Consider the following 16,673-nt stretch of genomic DNA (forward strand, 5'->3'; position numbering starts at 1 on the left):
GGAGGGGTCCCGCCGGTCGGCGGGCCCCACCGCAGGCTACCGGCGGTGCGCCGGTCAGCGGCCGCGCAGCCGCCGTACGAGGATGCTCGCGTCGCCCCGGGACTCCAGGTCGGCGAGGACCACCGCCACCGCCTCGCGGACGATGCGGCCCCGGTCGACGGCGAGGCCGTGCTCGCCGCGCAGGACGAGCCGGGCGTGTTCGAGGTCCATCAGCTCCTCGGCGGAGACGTAGACCGTGATCTTCTCGTCGTGGCGCTCCCGGCCGCTGGGGCGCCGGTTGGCGCCGCGTCCGCCGCCGCGCCTGCGCTGCTGCTGGACGGCCGGGGGCTGCTCCGCCGGGGCGGCGGCCGGTGCGGGCCGGTCGCCGGACGGGGCGGTCGCGGGGGCGGCGGCCCGGCGGTCGCCCTCGCCGCCCCGGCCGCGCGCGTCCTCGGCGTCGGCGGAGGCGTGCTCCTCCCCGCCCTCGGCCCGGTCGGCGGGGTCGCTCTCCCCGGCCGGTGCGGGCACCCGGGGCTCGCCGTTCGCCTTGCGTCGCCGGTCCGCCGGGGAGGAGGGCTGGAGGCCCATGCCCCCTCCGGTGGTACGGAACAGTTCGTCGGCCCCCGGCAGACTCACTCGGCGTGACACCGGGCGAGCACCTCCCTGGCGAGCTGGCGATAGGCGGCGGCACCGACCGAGTTGGAGGCGTACGTGGTGATGGGCTCACCGGCGACCGTGGTCTCCGGGAAGCGGACCGTGCGCCCGATGACGGTGTGGTAGACGTGCTCGTCGAATGCCTCGACGACACGGGCCAGGACCTCACGGCTGTGCACCGTACGGGAGTCGTACATGGTGGCGAGGATGCCGTCGAGCTCCAGCTCGGGGTTGAGCCGCTCCTGGACCTTCTCGATGGTCTCGGTGAGCAGCGCCACCCCGCGCAGCGCGAAGAACTCGCACTCCAGCGGCACTATGACCTTGTGAGCGGCCGTCAGGGCGTTCACGGTGAGCAGGCCGAGCGAGGGCTGACAGTCGATCACGATGTAGTCGTAGTCGGCCATCAGCGGCTTCAGGGCGCGCTGGAGCGTGGACTCGCGGGCCACCTCGCTGACGAGCTGCACCTCGGCGGCCGAGAGGTCGATGTTGCTCGGCAGCAGGTCCATGTTGGGCACGGCGGTCTTGAGCAGGACCTCGTCGGCCGCCATGCCCCGCTCCATGAGCAGGTTGTAGACGGTGAGGTCGAGCTCCATCGGGTTGACCCCGAGGCCGACGGAGAGGGCGCCCTGCGGGTCGAAGTCGACGAGCAGGACGCGGCGCCCGTACTCGGCGAGCGCGGCACCCAGGTTGATGGTCGACGTGGTCTTGCCGACGCCGCCCTTCTGGTTGCACATCGCGATGATCTTCGCGGGGCCGTGGTCGGTCAGGGGGCCCGGGATCGGGAAGTACGGCAGGGGCCGTCCGGTGGGGCCGATGCGCTCGCGGCGCTGGCGCGCGGCGTCGGGCGCGAGCGTGGCCGCGTACTCCGGGTCGGGCTCGTACTCGGCGTCGGGGTCGTAGAAGTGCCCCTCGGGCACCTCGGCGAAGTCGGCGAAGCGGTCGGTGTTCCGGCCACTCTCGTTGCCGGCCGTGGCGTTCACGTGTAGGCCGTCCATCATCTGGGGGGCTGTCGTCATGTGCTGTTGGGTGGCGAAGGTGCGGACCGCGACGGAGCCGACAGCTTCGAGCCCGATCGGGCTCAGACCCCGTGCAGGCATCCCTGGTTGACCACCCCCGGGAGTAATTGTCGACTCATTCACAAGTCGTCTTACCTCCTTGGACGTGACCAGGAAACTTATCGATAGGTCAGCGTGGCACCATGCCGACGATTGGCGACTCTATGGCGTGTCACCGGTCCGCAGCAACACAATCCGCCGGACCCGGCCCGATGTGTCGGCAATCGAACGCCTCGCTGTCAAGGGTGCACAGCGGCCAAGCCGCACATTTCGCCGCCGTACGAAACGGGTAAAGGGTTACGTTCGACGCGAGTTGCACAAGGGCCTCACAGGGCCCGATACACCTCCGGCCGGACCTTGCTCGGCAAGGTCCGGCCGGAGTCCCGATGTTGACGGGAGGTGTTGACCCGTCAGCCGAGCAGGGTGCTCAGCTCGATGTGCGGGAGGCCGTGCGCCTCGGCCACCTCGCGGTAAACGACCTGCCCCTCATGGGTGTTGAGGCCCTTGGCCAGGGCGGCGTCGCGGCGCAGGGCGTCGGCCCAGCCGCGGTTCGCCAGCTCCACGATGTAGGGCAGCGTGGCGTTGGTGAGCGCGTAAGTGGAGGTGTTCGGGACCGCGCCGGGCATGTTGGCGACGCAGTAGAAGACCGATCCGTGGACCTGGAAGGTCGGCTCGGCGTGGGTGGTCGGGTGCGAGTCCTCGAAGCAGCCGCCCTGGTCGATCGCAATGTCGACAAGGACACTTCCGGGCTTCATCTTGGCGACCAGCTCGTTGGTGACCAGCTTCGGGGCCTTGGCTCCGGGGATGAGCACGGCGCCGATGACGAGGTCGGCCTCGACGACGGCCTTCTCCAGCTCGAAGGCGTTGGAGACGACGGTCTTCACCTTGGTGCCGAAGATCTTGTCGGCCTCGCGGAGCTTGTTGATGTCGCGGTCGAGCAGCGTGACGTGGAAGCCGAGGCCCACGGCGATCTGCGTGGCGTTCCAGCCGGAGACACCGCCGCCGATGACGACGGCCTCGCCCGCGTGGGTGCCGGGGACACCGCCGGGGAGCACACCCCGGCCGCCGACCGAGCGCATCAGGTGGTACGCGCCGACCTGCGGGGCGAGACGGCCCGCGACCTCGGACATCGGGGCGAGCAGCGGGAGCGCGCGGTTCGCGGTCTCGACCGTCTCGTACGCGATGGCGGTGGTGCCGGAGGCCAGCAGCGCGTCGGTGCACTCGCGGGAGGCGGCGAGGTGCAGGTACGTGAAGAGGGTCTGGTCCTTGCGGAGGCGGTGGTACTCCTCGGCGACCGGCTCCTTGACCTTGAGCAGCAGGTCGGCGGCGGCCCAGACCTCGTCGGCGGTGGCCAGGATCTGCCCACCGGCGGCGACGTACTCCTCGTCCGGGATGGACGAGCCGACGCCGGCGTTGTGCTCGATGACGACCTGGTGGCCGTGGCGGACGAGCTCATGCACTCCGGCGGGGGTGATCGCCACCCGGAACTCGTTGTTCTTGACTTCGCGGGGGATGCCGACCTTCACGTCGATCACGGTCCTTGGCTCGGAGGGTAATCCGGACACAGCGGTGCATACCGGATAGGTACATCATAAATGGAGACGCCACGGGGTAACGCGGCAGAGCCAGTCTAATGAAGGACTTCGCGCTGTCTAGCCTTACAAAGCCTTAATTTTCCGTCGAAGTACTGCGGATTTCGTAGGCGGGACCCTCCTCGCCCAGCAATCTGTCGGCGGCGGCCCTGTGCAGCCGGGCCGCCGCCGGATCGCCGAGCCGGTCCAGGGTGTCGGCCAGCCGGAGCTGAAGCGCCGCCTGAAGCCGCACGTCATCGGCGCGACGGGCCAGCTCGGCCGCCTCCCGGCAGGTGTGCAGCGCCTCGTACGGGCGCCCCGCGTACTCCTGCACCCGGGCCGCCTCGCTGAGCGCCCGCGCCTGGGCCGCCAGGTCGCCGAGCCTGCGGTGGCCCGCGGCGGCGGCCCGCCAGTTCCGCAGCGCCTCGCCGTACCGCCCGGCGTAGCTGTGGACCGCGCCGAGCCGCCCGTAGAGGCGCGCCTCGTCGGCCCGCTCCCCCTGGGTGAGGCGCTGGGCGAGGGCCCGGCCGTACCAGTCGGAGGCCCGGTGGAAGTCGCCCAGCTCCGCATACGTACTGCCTACGGATTCCATCGCGCGGCCCGTCGCGTACAGGTCACCGGCGGCCCGTCCGGCGTCCAGGGCGGCCCGGTAGCGGGTCAGGGCCTCCCGGGTGCGGCCGGTGCGGGCGTCCAGGTCCGCGAGGTTCAGCAGCGCCGCCGCCTGCTCACGGGGCAGGTTCCGGCGTTCGGCCACGCCCAGGACCAGCCCGTGCAGCCCGTACAGCTCGGGGGCGGCGGCCTCGGTGCCCCGGTGCGCGGCCAGCGCCCGCACCAGGGCCGCGACCAGGCGGCGGGCCAGGGTGTCCAGCTCGCCGTCGGCCACGGCGAGCCGGGCGGAGGCGAGCAGGGCGGGCCGGCGCAGCAGCAGCCAGACGCCCGCCTCCTCCGCGTTCGGGAAGCGCAGGGAGCTGGGCAGCCCGGCGAGTCTGCGGCGGGCGGTGGAGTCCTCCGGTTCGGTGACCGCCCGGCACGCCTGGAGCCTGCGCACGGTCCGCTCCAGCATCCGGGCGCGGGCGAGCTGGATCTCGGCGGGGCGCTCACGCTCCTCCAGGAGGGCCCGCAGCATCGGGGCGAGGCAGCCGGGGACGCCGTACTGGGGGTGGGCGGCGCCGTCCGTGCGCAGCAGCCCGAGCTGCACGAAGTCGTCCAGGGTCTTCCCGGCGGCCGAGACCGAGCAGCCGGCCAGCGCGGAGGCCGTGTGGGCGTCGGCGAGCCCGGCGGGGGCGAGGGCGAGCAGGCGCAGTATCCGGGCGGCGGTCTGCGGCAGCGAGTCGTGGACGAGGCGGAAGGCGCGGGCGAGCGGACGGGCGCCGGTGGGCTGGGGGTCGCCGGAGTCGGGGAGGTCGTGGAGCTGCTTGGTGACGTCGGCGACGGAGGCCATGGGGCGGGTGGCCAGCCAGCCGCCGATCAGGGCGAGCGCGGCGGGCTGCCCCCCGCACTCCTCGGCCAGGCTCTCGGCGGTGCGCGGGTCGACGGTGATACGGACCTGGCCGATGAGGCGGGCGAGGAGCCGGACGGCCGCGCCCGCCTCCAGGCCGCCGATGGTGCAGGGCCGGACGTCGGGGATGCCGGTCAGCGGGCCGGTGGCGACGGCGACGACCAGGCAGTCCGGGTTCTCCGGGAGCAGCGGGTCGACCTGTTCGGCGTCGGCCGCGTCGTCGAGGACCAGGACGAGACGGCGTACGGCGAGGGCCTCGCGGACCATCTCGGAGAGCTCGTCCTGATCGGCGCCGGGCGGGACGTCGAGGCCGAGCAGGGAGAGGATCTCGGCCGCGGTGCGTTCGGTGGGGACCCGTTCGCCGCCGGGTTCGGTGAGGCCGACCCGGAGCACCCCGTCGGGGTAGTCGCCGGAGCCCGTACCGGCAACGGCCCACGGCAGCGCGCCCGTTCCGGTCTCCGGTCCGCAGGCGTCGGCCGGGGCCGTGCCCGTACCGGTGAGGTCGCCCGCGAGGGCGGCGGCGAGGGCGCTGCGGCCGGAGCCGGGGCGGCCCGCGATGAGCAGGACCCGGGCGCGGGGGGTCTTGCGCCCGGCCAGGGTGTCCAGACCGGCGCGTTCGATGTCCGCCCGCAGGGCCTTCAACTCGCGCTCCCGGCCGAAGAACCGGGGCGGGGCGGCGCCGGGCGGCTCCTGCATCCCCGCAGCTTCGGCCGGGCCGCTGGTGTCCACCGCCTGATCGGTCACGAGCCACGCTCCACTTCGCTGCACGCGGTGCCCGCCGGAGCTCCGGTCGGGACCTTTCGAGCGTAGTTCAGCGGCGGAGTGGATCACCGCGGTGCGGGGCGCAGCGGAGCAGAACATCCCCCGATCGGATCAGCATTTCTTACGATCGTCCGACCGGGGAACGGCGGAAGGAGCGGGAGGAACCGGGAGGACCGGACGGGCCGTCAGGACGCGAACGGCCGGGCGGGCCAGGGCGCCTCGGCGGGCCGCAGCGATGCGACGCCGTCGCCCGCGAGGACGGCGGTGAGGGCGAGGACCCCGACGACCAGGCAGTTGTTGTGCAGGTCCCCCGCGAGCACCGAGCGCACCAGCTCGGGCAGCGGGACGCGGGCCTGCTCCATGTCGGCCTCCTCCTCGGAGACCGCGAACCGCTCGCCCTCCACGTCGGAGAGGCCCCGGGCGAGGAAGATCCGTACGGCCTCGTCGCAGCCGCCGGGCGTGGTGTAGACGTCGGTCAGCACCCGCCACTCCTCGGCCTTGACGTGCGCCTCCTCGTACAGCTCGCGCTGGGCGGCGTGCAGGGGGTTCTCGCCGGGCACGTCGAGCAGCCCGGCGGGGATCTCCCAGAGCCGCTGGCGGACCGGGTGGCGGTACTGGCGTACGACGATGACCCGGCCGTCCTCGTCGACCGCGAGGATCGCGACGGAGCCGGGGTGGACCTGGTAGTCACGGCCGTGGACCGAGCCGTCGGGCATCACCACCTGGTCGGTGCGGACGCTGGTCTTGTTGCCGGTGAAGGGGGTGACGGTCGCCGTGACCTGCCACTCCTCGGGCGTGTCCTGGATACCCATGTGCGTCCTCCCACGTACAAAAACGAGAAACCGGGGTGCGCGCCCGTGCGGGACGCGTACCCCGGTCAACCGTAGTGCCTCGGCGTTACCCGGCCGCACCGACCTTGCGCGCGACGGCCGCCTTCACCAGGCCCGCGAAGAGCGGGTGCGGGCGGGTCGGGCGGGAGCGGAGCTCGGGGTGGGCCTGGGTGGCGACCAGGTAGGGGTGGACCTCGCGCGGGTACTCGACGTACTCGACGAGCTTGTTGTCCGGGGAGGTGCCGGAGAAGACGAGTCCGGCCTTCTTCTCCAGCTCGCCGCGGTAGGCGTTGTTGACCTCGTAGCGGTGGCGGTGGCGCTCCTCGACGTAGGGCTCACCGGCGTACGCCTCGCGGACCACGGAGCCCTCGGCGAGCTTGGCCGGGTAGAGGCCGAGCCGCATGGTGCCGCCCAGGTCGCCCGCGCCCTCGACGTAGGCGAGCTGCTCCTCCATGGTCGAGATGACCGGGTGGGAGGTGGCGGCGTCGAACTCGGTGGAGTTGGCGTCGGGGATCTCGGCCAGGTTCCGCGCGGCCTCGATCACGATGCACTGGAGGCCCAGGCAGAGGCCGAGGAGCGGGACCTTGTTCTCGCGGGCGTAGCGGATGGCGCCGACCTTGCCGTCGACACCGCGCTCGCCGAAGCCGCCGGGGATGAGGATGCCGTCCACGTCGCCGAGGTGCTCGGCGGCACCGGCCGCGGTGCGGCAGTCGTCGGAGGTGACCCACTTGACCTTGACCCGGGCCTTGTTGGCGAAGCCGCCGGCGCGGATGGCCTCGGTGACCGAGAGGTAGGCGTCGGGCAGGTCGATGTACTTGCCGACCAGGGCGACGGTGACCTCGTGGTCGGGGTTGTGGACCCGGTCCAGCAGGTCGTCCCAGGTGGTCCAGTCGACGTCCCGGAAGGGCAGGTCGAGCTTGCGGACGACATAGGCGTCCAGGCCCTCGGTGTGGAGCACCTTGGGGATGTCGTAGATCGACTTGGCGTCGATCGCGGCGACCACCGCGGCCTCGTCCACGTCGCACATCAGCGAGATCTTGCGCTTGATGGAGGTCGGGACCTCGCGGTCGGCGCGGAGCACGATGGCGTCCGGCTGGATACCGATGTTGCGCAGGGCGGCGACCGAGTGCTGGGTCGGCTTGGTCTTCAGCTCGCCGGAGGGGCCGATGTAGGGCAGCAGCGAGATGTGCACGACGAAGACGTTGTCGCGGCCGACCTCGTGGCGGACCTGGCGGACGGTCTCCAGGAAGGGCAGCGACTCGATGTCGCCGACCGTGCCGCCGACCTCGGTGATGACGACGTCCACGTCGTCGGTGGCCATGCGGCGGATGCGGTGCTTGATCTCGTTGGTGATGTGCGGGATGACCTGGACGGTGTCGCCCAGATACTCGCCGCGCCGCTCCTTGGCGATGACCTGGGAGTAGACCTGGCCGGTCGTCACGTTGGCGGAGCCGTCGAGGTCGACGTCGAGGAAGCGCTCGTAGTGGCCGATGTCCAGGTCGGTCTCGGCGCCGTCGTTGGTGACGAACACCTCACCGTGCTGGAAGGGGTTCATCGTGCCGGGGTCGACGTTGAGGTAGGGGTCGAGCTTCTGCATGGTGACCCGCAGGCCACGTGCCTTGAGCAGGGCACCCAGGCTGGAGGCAGTCAGACCCTTGCCGAGGGAGGAGGCGACACCCCCGGTGACGAAGATGTGCTTGGTCGTCGTGGATGTGGGCTGCATAGCCAAAGGGGGCTCCCGTGGTCGCGGTTGTGAGGTGCGTACCGGCCGCCCGACCGGGGATTCCGGGGGCGCCGTCGCTGCGGTTCGGGGGCCTCGTCCGCTGTCGGGGACGACCACCGGTCCACGGGCTACCAGGGTAACAGCGACGGGGGGAGGCTGCTTCCGGCCACACCCTGCACAGGGGCGTCACACCATCACCCCAGCCGTTTCACGTCCCACCCGATCAGCTCAGTAATCTTGTCAAGACCGTCGCGCGGATCTTCGTACCGCGTCGTATCCTGCTCGGACACTCGCTGCCGAGACGGCCGGACGGCGGCACCACCGAGGCCCGCTGCCGGTACACAGGAACTCGTCGGTTCCTCCAGGGTGAAGACCCTACGACCCCTTGACCCCTGAACCCCCAGCAAGAGCCCCGGTACGGGGCGACATGGCCGTTCGACTGGAGACGCACGTGGCCGGGCGCATCGAGGATTACGCACTCATCGGAGACATGCAGACCGCCGCCCTGGTCTGCCGGGACGGCACAGCGGACTGGCTGTGCCTGCCCCGCTTCGATTCGCACGCCGTCTTCGCGGGACTGCTGGGCACCGAGGAGCACGGCTTCTGGCGTCTGAGTCCCGCGAGGCCGGAAGGGACCGAGCCGCTGCCCGCGGACCGGCGCCGCTACCGCGGTGACTCCCTCGTCCTGGAATCGGAGTGGGACACGCCCCGCGGCACCGTACGGGTGACCGATTTCATGCCCCCGCGCGACGGGGCGCCGCAGCTCATCCGGATCGTGGAGGGCGTCAGCGGCCGGGTGCCGATGCGCTCGGAGCTGCGCATGCGGTTCAGCTACGGCCGGGTGACGCCGTGGGTGCACAAGGTCGACGGCCGTACGGTCGCGGTCGCCGGGCCGGACTCGGTCTGGCTGGACACCCAGGCCGACACCTACGGCGAGAACCTGACCACCTACTCCGACTTCACCGTGGCCCCCGGCGACCGGGTGGCCTTCACGATCAGCTGGCAGCCCTCGCACCACGAGCCGCCCGCGCTTCCCGACCCGGAGGGGTCGCTGGAGGCGACGGAGCTGTTCTGGCGCGAATGGGTCGAGCAGTGCACGTACCACGGGCCCTACCGGGAGGCGGTCGTCCGCTCCCTGATCACCCTGAAGGCCCTGACGTACGCCCCCACCGGCGGCATCGTCGCCGCGCCGACCACCTCGCTCCCCGAGGAGATCGGGGGCGTACGGAACTGGGACTACCGCTACACCTGGCTGCGGGACGCCGCGATCACCCTCTCCTCCCTGCTGCGCACCGGCTACCGGGAAGAGGCCCGGGCGTGGCGCGAGTGGCTGCTGCGGGCGGTGGCGGGCGACCCGGAGAACCTCCAGATCATGTACGGCATCGCCGGTGAGCGCGAGCTCGGCGAGGCGGAGCTCGACTGGCTGCCCGGCTACGAGAACTCCGCCCCGGTCCGCGTCGGCAACGGCGCCGCCAACCAGCTCCAGCTGGACGTCTACGGCGAGGTCACCGAGGCGCTCCACCTGGCGCACATGACCGGGCTGACCCGCAACGACTACGCGATGGGCCTCCAGCTCCGGCTGATCGAGTACCTGGAGAAGCACTGGGAGGAGCCCGACGAGGGCATCTGGGAGGTGCGCGGCCCGCGCCGCCACTTCGTGCACTCCAAGGTGATGGCGTGGGTCGCCGTCGACCGGACGATCAAACTGATCGAGGCGGGGGACGTCCAGGGCCCGCTGGAGCGGTGGTACGAGCTCCGCGACGACATCCACCGGGACGTCTGCGAGCGGGGCTACGACAAGGAGCGCAACACCTTCACCCAGTCCTACGGGTCGAAGGAGCTGGACGCCTCCCTGCTGCTCATCCCGCAGATGGGCTTCCTGCCGCCGGACGACAAGCGGGTCATCGGCACGATCGAGGCGATCCAGCGGGAGCTGTCCACGGAGGACGGCTTCATCCTGCGCTACCCCACCGAGGGCGAGGACGCGGGCGTCGACGGTCTGGAGGGCGACGAGGGCGCGTTCCTGGCCTGCTCGTTCTGGATGGCGGACGACCTCGCGATGATCGGCCGGGTCGACGAGGCGCGCCAGCTGTTCGAGAGGCTGCTGTCGCTCCGCAACGACCTGGGCCTGCTGGCCGAGGAGTGGGACTCGAACCTCCAGCGCCAGGTGGGCAACTTCCCGCAGGCGTTCAGCCACGTTCCCCTCATCGACACCGCCCTGCGGCTGACGGCGAGCGGGGCGTACGTGGGCTGAGGCCGCGCTCCGTCCGGTCGGTGGCCGCCCCCGTTCTCCTCGGGGGCGGCCACCGCACGTTCCTCACGGCGCGGTGAGCGGCTCGGCCTCGTACGCCCGGTGCAGCGCCTCCAGGAAGCGGGGCGCGGCGGGCAGTTCGGTGGCGCCGATCCGGTGGACGGGGATGCCGGGGGTCCAGGAGTTCATGACGGCCGCGCCGGAGAGGGCGGGCAGGTCGGCGGGGGTGACCGGGGCGACCCGCTGGCCGATGCCGAGCGCGTCCAGCTGTCGGCGGACGATGCCCAGCGTCGTACCGGTCAGGACCCGGGCCTCGGGCCACACCACCGACGCGCCGTCCCAGAACACCAGGTTCCAGATCGTCGCCTCGCTGAACCGGCCCTCCCGGTCCAGGAAGGCGGCGTCGTCGAAGCCCTCGGCGACGGCCCGGCGGAGCAGATGGGTTTTTGCCACCTCGCCGACGTGCTTGACGTGCGGCAGGAACCGTTCGTGTTCCACGGCCGCCAGGGCGAGCGGGCCACCGGGTCCGGAGGACGGCGGTCCGGTCCGGATCAGGAGACCGAGGTCGGCGTCGGCCGCGGTGAACTCTCCGGCCGGGGAGTACACCGTGGCCGTCAGCGAGAGGTCGGCCGGTCCGTCGCGCAGTGCCGTACGGAGGTGGGTGCGGACCACGTCGTCGGGCAGGGCCCGGCCGAACAGCTCCACCGACGCGGACCGCAGCCGCTCCAGGTGGAGGTCCAGGCCGCGGGCCCGGCCGCCGCGGATCTGCATCGCGGTGAAGTGGGCGTGGCCCGCGAAGGCGAGGGGTATGAGGTCGCCGGAGGTCGCCGGGCGGCCGTTCACGTGGACGAGGTTCGGGGAATCTTCGCTCATGGGTGGGACGTTAAGGCTTGACACCGGTGACAAGGTCAAGCGCGGAGGGACGGGGAACATTGCTGATCGGGGAGTTGTCCCGGCGGACGGGCGTCAGCGCGCGGTCGTTGCGGTACTACGAGGCGCAGGGGCTGCTGGAGGCGCGGCGCGGGACGAACGGGTACCGCGCCTACGACGAGGACGTGGTCTCCACGGTGCGGAAGATCCGCGCGCTGCTGCGGGCCGGGCTCTCCACCGAGGTGATCCGTCAGGTGCTGCCGTGCGCCCGCGGCGAGCAGCCGGGGTTCGACTGGTGTGCGGATCTGCGGGCGATCCTGGACGGGGAGCTGACGGACCTGGACGAGCAGATCGAGGCGCTGCGGCGGAGCCGGGGGGCGCTGGTGGGTCTGCTGGAGGCGCGGGGGTGAGGGTACGGCCCCGGGGGCGGCTGCCCCGGGGCCGTACGGGCCGGTCTATTCGAAGGCCGCTGCCGCCTGCTTGAGTGCGGCGGCCACCGCTTCCGGTGCGTCGGGGCCGGGTGCGCCGGGGGTGTAGGTGACCGAGCGCAGGACGCCGCCGTAGCGGAACGAGCGGTGGCGTTCGAACAGCGGCCAGGAGACCGGGGACTTGCGGTCGATGCCGACGCTGATCCCCTGGAACGGGGCCATCCCGATGAGCTGGTGGACGCTGGGCGGGGTGGCCCGTACCTCGCCGTCCACGCTGACCGTGAACGACCAGCGCAGCCCCTTCTCCGCCTCGGCGGCGAGCACGATGACATGTTCCCCGGGGGCGAGGGGGCCCGCGTCGGTCTCGTGCAGGACGCCGTACTCGTTGTACGCGAGGTGGAGCCGCCCGTCCTCCACGTACAGGCTGTAGCCGCCGCCCTGGTCGCCGTGGGAGACGAGCACCCCCTCCCCCGTCGCGTCGATGACGACGGTGATCTCGAAGGAGCGCAGGGAGACCAGCCGGGAGGAGCGGTAGCGCTCCAGCTCCGGGGTGCCGGGCAGCAGGGTGAGGGGGCGGGCGAGGCGCTGTTCGGCGGGGTTGCGGCGGGCGAGGGCGCCGGTGCCGTCGGGGAGCGGGAAGACGCCGTTGCGCCAGGCGGCGGCCTCCCACGCCTCGGACAACTCCTTGACCAGATCCGGGCGTTCGGCGGCGAGGTCGTGGATCTCGGTGGGGTCGGTGCGGATGTCGTACAGCGCCCACTCGGAGTCGTCGTAGGGGGTGCCGGGGCGGTGGAGGGTGACGAGTTTGTGGCCGTCGCGGTAGTAGCTGCGGTTGCCGGTCATCTCGCAGTACTGCTCGGGGTGGGTGGAGGCGTGGTCCGGGTCGGCCAGGACGGGGGTGAAGCTGATGCCGTCCGGTTCCTGGAGGGTGGTCCCGCGCCGCTGGGCCGGGCGCTCCAGACCGGCGAGGCGGAGGAGGGTGGGGGCGATGTCGGTGACGTACTGGTACTGGGTCCGGACGCCCGGGGCGAGCAGGCCCTCGCGGGCGCCCCGGGGCCAGGAGAGGACGAAGGGGACGCGGACCCCACCGGCGTAGGTGTGGCCCTTGTAGAGCCGGAAAGGGGTGTTGGAGGCCATGCCCCAGCCGCGCGGGTAGTGCACCAGACTGCGCGGCCCGCCGATGAGCTCGGGGTCGCGGTCGACGTCGGGGGTCCAGTCGCCGGGCAGGGCCGGGTGGTGGACGAAGCGGCTGAAGTAGGAGCGGGTGCCTTCGAGGCCGCCTTCGCCGGTGCCGCCGTTGTCGGAGGTGAAGACGATGATGGTGTTGTCGAGTTCGCCGAGCGCTTCGAGGGTGTCGGTGAGCCGGGCCAGGTTCTGGTCGATGTTGTCGACGAGCGCCGCGTACACCTCCATGTACCGGGCGTAGAGCCGCTGTTGCTCCTCGGTGAGGCTGTCCCAGGCGGGGACGTCGAACCCGGCCTCGCTGTTGCGGTCGGGCAGCTCGGTGCCGGGCGGGAGGAGTCCGGCGGCGAGCTGGGCGGCGAAGCGGCGTGTCCGCAGGACGTCCCAGCCCTCGTCGTACCGGCCCCGGTGGCGGGCGATGTCCTCGGCCTTGGCCTGCAACGGGCCGTGGACGGCGTTGTGGGCGAGGTAGAGGAAGAACGGCTTGTCGGGGTCGTGGGCGCGGAGCGACTTCACCATGGAGATCGCCTGGTCGGTGATGTCGTCGGTGTAGTAGTAGTCGTCCGGGAACTCGTCGATGTCCAAGGGGCTGTTGTCCCGGACCAGTTGGTGCGGGTGGAAGAGGCTGGTGAGCCCTTCGAGGACGCCGTAGTACTGGTCGAAGCCCTTGTTCAGCGGCCAGTTCTCCCGGTCGTCGGCCGCGTTGGAGGCCGAGTCCCGGACCAGGTGCCACTTGCCGACCGCATAGGTGGCGTAGCCGGTGTCGTGGAGCAGTTCGGCGAGGGTGGGGATGTCGTCGGCGATCTCCATACCGTAACCGGGGAAGCCCGGGTCGGAGTTGGCGACCATGGAGTAGCCGACGCGGTGCGGGTTGAGGCCGGTGAGCAGGGCGGCGCGGGCCGGGGAGCAGAGCGGCATGGTGTGGTAGTTGGAGAGCCGGACGCCCTCCTCGGCCAGGGTGTCGAGCGTGGGCGTGGCGATCTCGGAGCCGAACGGGCCGATGTCGCTGTACCCCATGTCGTCGACGAGGACGACCACGATGTTGGGGGCCTTCTCCCCGGGTGCCGTGCGCGGCGGCCAGGACGGCTCGGAGTCGGCGAAGGTGCGGCCGATCCGGCCGGGGAAGCCCGCGTAGGGGTCGCGGCGGGTGGGGTCGGTGGTCATCGGCGGGGCTCTCCGTCGTGGCTGGGGTGGTGGTCGGGTATGTCTGGTACGGGGAAGAGGCGGGCCAGTTCGTCGGCCACCGCGGCGAGTTGCGCGCGTCCGGGGTGGCCGGTGAAGGCGGCGATCTGGAGCAGGGTGGAGCCGCCCCGGACGGTGAGCAGCTCGGTGTCGAGCAGGCCGGGGACGATCCGGCGGACGGCGTCGGCGGCCGCGGGTTCGGCCAGGAGTTCGGCGAGCGGCGTACGGAGGTTGAGCGCGCCCTCGGTGAACTCGTCGGACCGTGCGGCCGGTTGGCGTCCCGCCTCGGCCCGCTCGCGCTGGGCGTGGACCAGCAGGTGGGCCTCCGTGACGTCCTCGGGGTCGTACGGGAGGCCGAGGCGGGTGTACTGGTCGGCGGGGGCGTCGTTGGCGCGGAGCCGTTCCACCAGCAGCCGGGCCAGCCGTAGTTCGGCGGCCGCGTCGCTGATCGGCTTCTCCTGGAGCGGGTCGGCCGCCAGGTCGAAGAGGAGGGTGCCGAAGCGCTGCGGGCCGAGGAGCGGTGAGGGGTGGGCGGGGATACGGAGGGTGGGGACGCCCTTGGTGAAGGGGAACGGGTCGGCCAGGGTGAGCCCGGTCAGCTCCTCGGGGGTGAAGCGGCCCCGGATGCGGGTGGGCATCAGCGTGTGCTCGTACAGCGGCTGGTTGGTGTCGTCGTGGCAGGCCCGCATGTAGACGTACCGGCCGTCGGTGATGTTGACGTGCCCGCCGAACATGCCGAACAAGGCAGATTCGCGGGGTTGTTGTGCCTCGTCCGTCTCCCGTAGCGGGCGGCCCTGCATGTCCGGTGGGAGCGGGGCGCCGAAGAAGTCCAGCAGGGTCGGGGCGAGGTCTATGGTCTGGACGAGGGCCGTGTCCCGGGTCCCGGCGCGGTCGGGGCGGCGTGGGTCGTGGACGAAGAGGGGGGTGTGGACCAGCTCGTTGTACCAGGGCGTGACGACCTTGGCCCACCATCCCTTCTCCCCCAGCAGATAGCCGTGGTCGGTGCAGACGATGAGCAGCGTGTCGTCCCAGAGCCCGAGTTCGTCCATGGCGTCCAGGACCCGGCCGAGCGAGTGGTCGCACATGGAGAGCAGCGCCGCGTACTCGTAACGGGCGTGCTGCTCCTGCGCCTTGGTCTCGGTGACCCGGTTGTAGTCGGGCCAGTCGAAGTGCGGTCCGTCGTAGTCGTGCGGGTAGAGGTCCTTGTAGTGGTCCTGGGTGAAGAAGGGTTCGTGAGGGTCGAACGTCTCGATCTGGACGAACCAGTTGTCCTCGGTGTGGTTCGTCCGCAGGAACTCCAGACCCGCGTCGAAGGTGAGGGTCTGCGGCTGCTTCGCCTCGGTGTCCAGGTACTGCCGGTTGACCCAGTCCTGGCGCCAGAGGTCGTTGCGGGTGGCGCGCGGCGACTCGGGGATCTCCGGGTCCGCGACCTGCCCCTTCCAGGCGTCGCCCTCCTGCCCCCGGAAGAACTCCCAGGAGTTGTACCGCCCGTGGTAGGTCGCCCCGCCGTCCTCCCAGTAGTGCTGGTGGTCGCTGACGAGGTGGGTGTAGACGCCCTGCCGTTTCAGGATCTCGGGCATCGAGTCGTCGAAGGGCTCCAGCGGGCCCCAGCCCCGGTGCAGGAAGTTGTGGCGCCCGGTGTGGAGTTCGCGGCGGGCAGGCATGCAGGGCATGGAGCCCGCATAGCAGGTGTCGTAGGTGACCGTACGGTCCGCGAGGCGGCGGAAGTTGGGGGCGTGCGTCCAGTCGGCGCCGTACGGGGGCAGCAGGTGCCGGTTGAGGCTGTCGAACATCACCATGACGGCCTTCACGCGGTGTTCCGTCCTTCCGCAGGGTCAAGGGGGGTCAGGTCGCGGGCGCGGCGGAAGCCGCCGTGGCCGGTCGAGGAGTCGGGGGTGTTGTGGGAGCGGGCGGCGACCCGGTAGCGGTTGCAGTACGAGGCGTGGCAGAGGTAGGAGCCGCCCCGGATGACGCGTTCACCGAGCCCGAAGGCGTCGGCGCACCACTCCCAGACGTTGCCGGAGGTGTTGTGGAGGCCGTGGCCGTTGGGTTCGTACGCGGTCACGGGCACGGTGCCCGTACGGCCGCCGGGCCGGTCCGAACGGTGCGGGAAGCGGCCGAGCCAGATGTTGCACATCTCCCGTCCGCCGGGGGTGAGTTCGTCGCCCCACGGGTAGCGGGCGCCGTCCAGGCCGCCGCGTGCCGCGTACTCCCACTCGGCCTCGGTGGGCAGCCGGGTGCCGGTCCAGTCGCAGTAGGCGAGGGCGTCACCGTACGAGATGTGGACGACCGGGTGGTCCGCGCGGTCCGCCAGGTCCGAGCCCGGCCCTTCCGGCGCGGCCCAGGACGCCCCGGTGACGCCGAGCCACCAGGGCGCGCCGGGCACCCGTCCGATGACGTGGCGCTCGGCGGCCTTGGGGTGGAGGAGCAGGTGGAAGACGTAACTGCTGCCGTAGCGTTCGGCGTCGGTGCGGTAGCCGGTGGCCTCCGCGAAGGCGGCCCACTCCGCATTGGTGACGGCGGTGGTGTCGATGGCGAAGGGCGCCACGGTGACCTCGCGCACCGGCCCCTCCCGGTCGGCGAGGTAGCCCTCGCCGAAGGCGTCGCCCATCCGGAAGGTGCCGCCGGGGAGTTCGGCCATCCGCCCGGCTTCCCCGGTGACCGGTCGGCGTACCGCCGGAAGCGGCA

Annotated in this window: 12 protein-coding genes; 2 read left to right on the forward strand and 10 right to left on the reverse strand. The window is 71.8% G+C overall.

Translation table 11 applies throughout. From position 1 onward, the window contains the following. Nucleotides 1–54: 54 nt before the first annotated feature. From B7C62_05620 to B7C62_05645, 6 genes are all read right to left on the reverse strand, one after another. Nucleotides 55–615 carry a hypothetical protein gene (locus B7C62_05620; protein ARF71792.1) on the reverse strand — a complete coding sequence of 187 codons (561 nt, stop codon included), beginning with the start codon at nucleotides 613–615 and terminating at the stop codon, nucleotides 55–57. After that, a complete protein-coding gene (locus tag B7C62_05625) occupies nucleotides 612–1,730 on the reverse strand; it encodes a chromosome partitioning protein (protein ARF71793.1) in 1,119 nt (372 codons plus the stop codon). Before B7C62_05625 ends, B7C62_05620 begins: the two co-directional genes overlap by 4 nt. Before the next feature lie 368 nt (nucleotides 1,731–2,098). Next, complete coding sequence (locus tag B7C62_05630) at nucleotides 2,099–3,214, reverse strand: alanine dehydrogenase (protein ID ARF77008.1); 1,116 nt, start codon at nucleotides 3,212–3,214, stop codon at nucleotides 2,099–2,101. A gap of 142 nt (nucleotides 3,215–3,356) precedes the next feature. Beyond that, the gene (locus B7C62_05635; GenBank protein ARF71794.1) at nucleotides 3,357–5,501 is read right to left on the reverse strand and encodes a hypothetical protein; all 2,145 of its coding nucleotides are present in this window, start codon (nucleotides 5,499–5,501) and stop codon (nucleotides 3,357–3,359) included. 203 nt (nucleotides 5,502–5,704) lie between these two features. Beyond that, entirely contained in the window at nucleotides 5,705–6,331 is a 627-nt protein-coding gene (locus B7C62_05640; GenBank protein ID ARF71795.1) for an ADP-ribose pyrophosphatase, read from the reverse strand. Between the two features lie 85 nt (nucleotides 6,332–6,416). Continuing rightward, on the reverse strand, nucleotides 6,417–8,072 hold the full coding sequence (locus B7C62_05645) for a CTP synthetase (protein ARF71796.1): 1,656 nt from the start codon (nucleotides 8,070–8,072) through the stop codon (nucleotides 6,417–6,419). A 451-nt stretch (nucleotides 8,073–8,523) separates the two neighbouring features. On the opposite strand from B7C62_05645, the gene B7C62_05650 reads away from it, so the two are divergent. Beyond that, a complete protein-coding gene (locus tag B7C62_05650) occupies nucleotides 8,524–10,326 on the forward strand; it encodes a glucoamylase (protein ARF71797.1) in 1,803 nt (600 codons plus the stop codon). Nucleotides 10,327–10,389: 63 nt separating this feature from the next. On the opposite strand, the gene B7C62_05655 is transcribed toward B7C62_05650, so the two are convergent. Then, on the reverse strand, nucleotides 10,390–11,196 hold the full coding sequence (locus B7C62_05655; protein ARF71798.1) for a branched-chain amino acid aminotransferase: 807 nt from the start codon (nucleotides 11,194–11,196) through the stop codon (nucleotides 10,390–10,392). 59 nt (nucleotides 11,197–11,255) lie between these two features. On the opposite strand from B7C62_05655, the gene B7C62_05660 reads away from it, so the two are divergent. Next, nucleotides 11,256–11,603: a MerR family transcriptional regulator gene (locus tag B7C62_05660; protein ARF71799.1), complete on the forward strand. Its 348-nt coding sequence runs from the start codon at nucleotides 11,256–11,258 to the stop codon at nucleotides 11,601–11,603. 45 nt (nucleotides 11,604–11,648) lie between these two features. Here B7C62_05660 and B7C62_05665 read toward each other — a convergent pair whose 3' ends face one another. The 3 genes from B7C62_05665 to B7C62_05675 are packed head-to-tail and all read right to left on the reverse strand — an operon-like array spanning nucleotide 11,649 to nucleotide 16,626. Further along, a complete protein-coding gene (locus B7C62_05665) occupies nucleotides 11,649–13,967 on the reverse strand; it encodes an arylsulfatase (GenBank protein ARF71800.1) in 2,319 nt (772 codons plus the stop codon). Continuing rightward, nucleotides 13,964–15,796 (reverse strand): sulfatase, encoded by a 1,833-nt coding sequence (locus tag B7C62_05670; protein ID ARF71801.1) that lies wholly within the window; start codon nucleotides 15,794–15,796, stop codon nucleotides 13,964–13,966. Before B7C62_05670 ends, B7C62_05665 begins: the two co-directional genes overlap by 4 nt. Further along, nucleotides 15,793–16,626 (reverse strand): serine/threonine protein phosphatase, encoded by an 834-nt coding sequence (locus B7C62_05675; GenBank protein ID ARF71802.1) that lies wholly within the window; start codon nucleotides 16,624–16,626, stop codon nucleotides 15,793–15,795. Before B7C62_05675 ends, B7C62_05670 begins: the two co-directional genes overlap by 4 nt. Nucleotides 16,627–16,673 lie beyond the last annotated feature (47 nt).

The organism is Kitasatospora albolonga, assembly GCA_002082585.1.
Lineage (GTDB): Bacteria > Actinomycetota > Actinomycetes > Streptomycetales > Streptomycetaceae > Streptomyces > Streptomyces stephensoniae.

Coding starts and splice junctions, on each gene's coding strand:
- B7C62_05625 (ARF71793.1), bottom strand. CDS start 1,730: ATGCCTGCACGGGGTCTGAGCCCGATCGGGCTCGAAGCTGTCGGCTCC.
- B7C62_05640 (ARF71795.1), bottom strand. CDS start 6,331: ATGGGTATCCAGGACACGCCCGAGGAGTGGCAGGTCACGGCGACCGTC.
- B7C62_05645 (ARF71796.1), bottom strand. CDS start 8,072: ATGCAGCCCACATCCACGACGACCAAGCACATCTTCGTCACCGGGGGT.
- B7C62_05655 (ARF71798.1), bottom strand. CDS start 11,196: ATGAGCGAAGATTCCCCGAACCTCGTCCACGTGAACGGCCGCCCGGCG.
- B7C62_05665 (ARF71800.1), bottom strand. CDS start 13,967: ATGACCACCGACCCCACCCGCCGCGACCCCTACGCGGGCTTCCCCGGC.
- B7C62_05675 (ARF71802.1), bottom strand. CDS start 16,626: ATGGCCGAACTCCCCGGCGGCACCTTCCGGATGGGCGACGCCTTCGGC.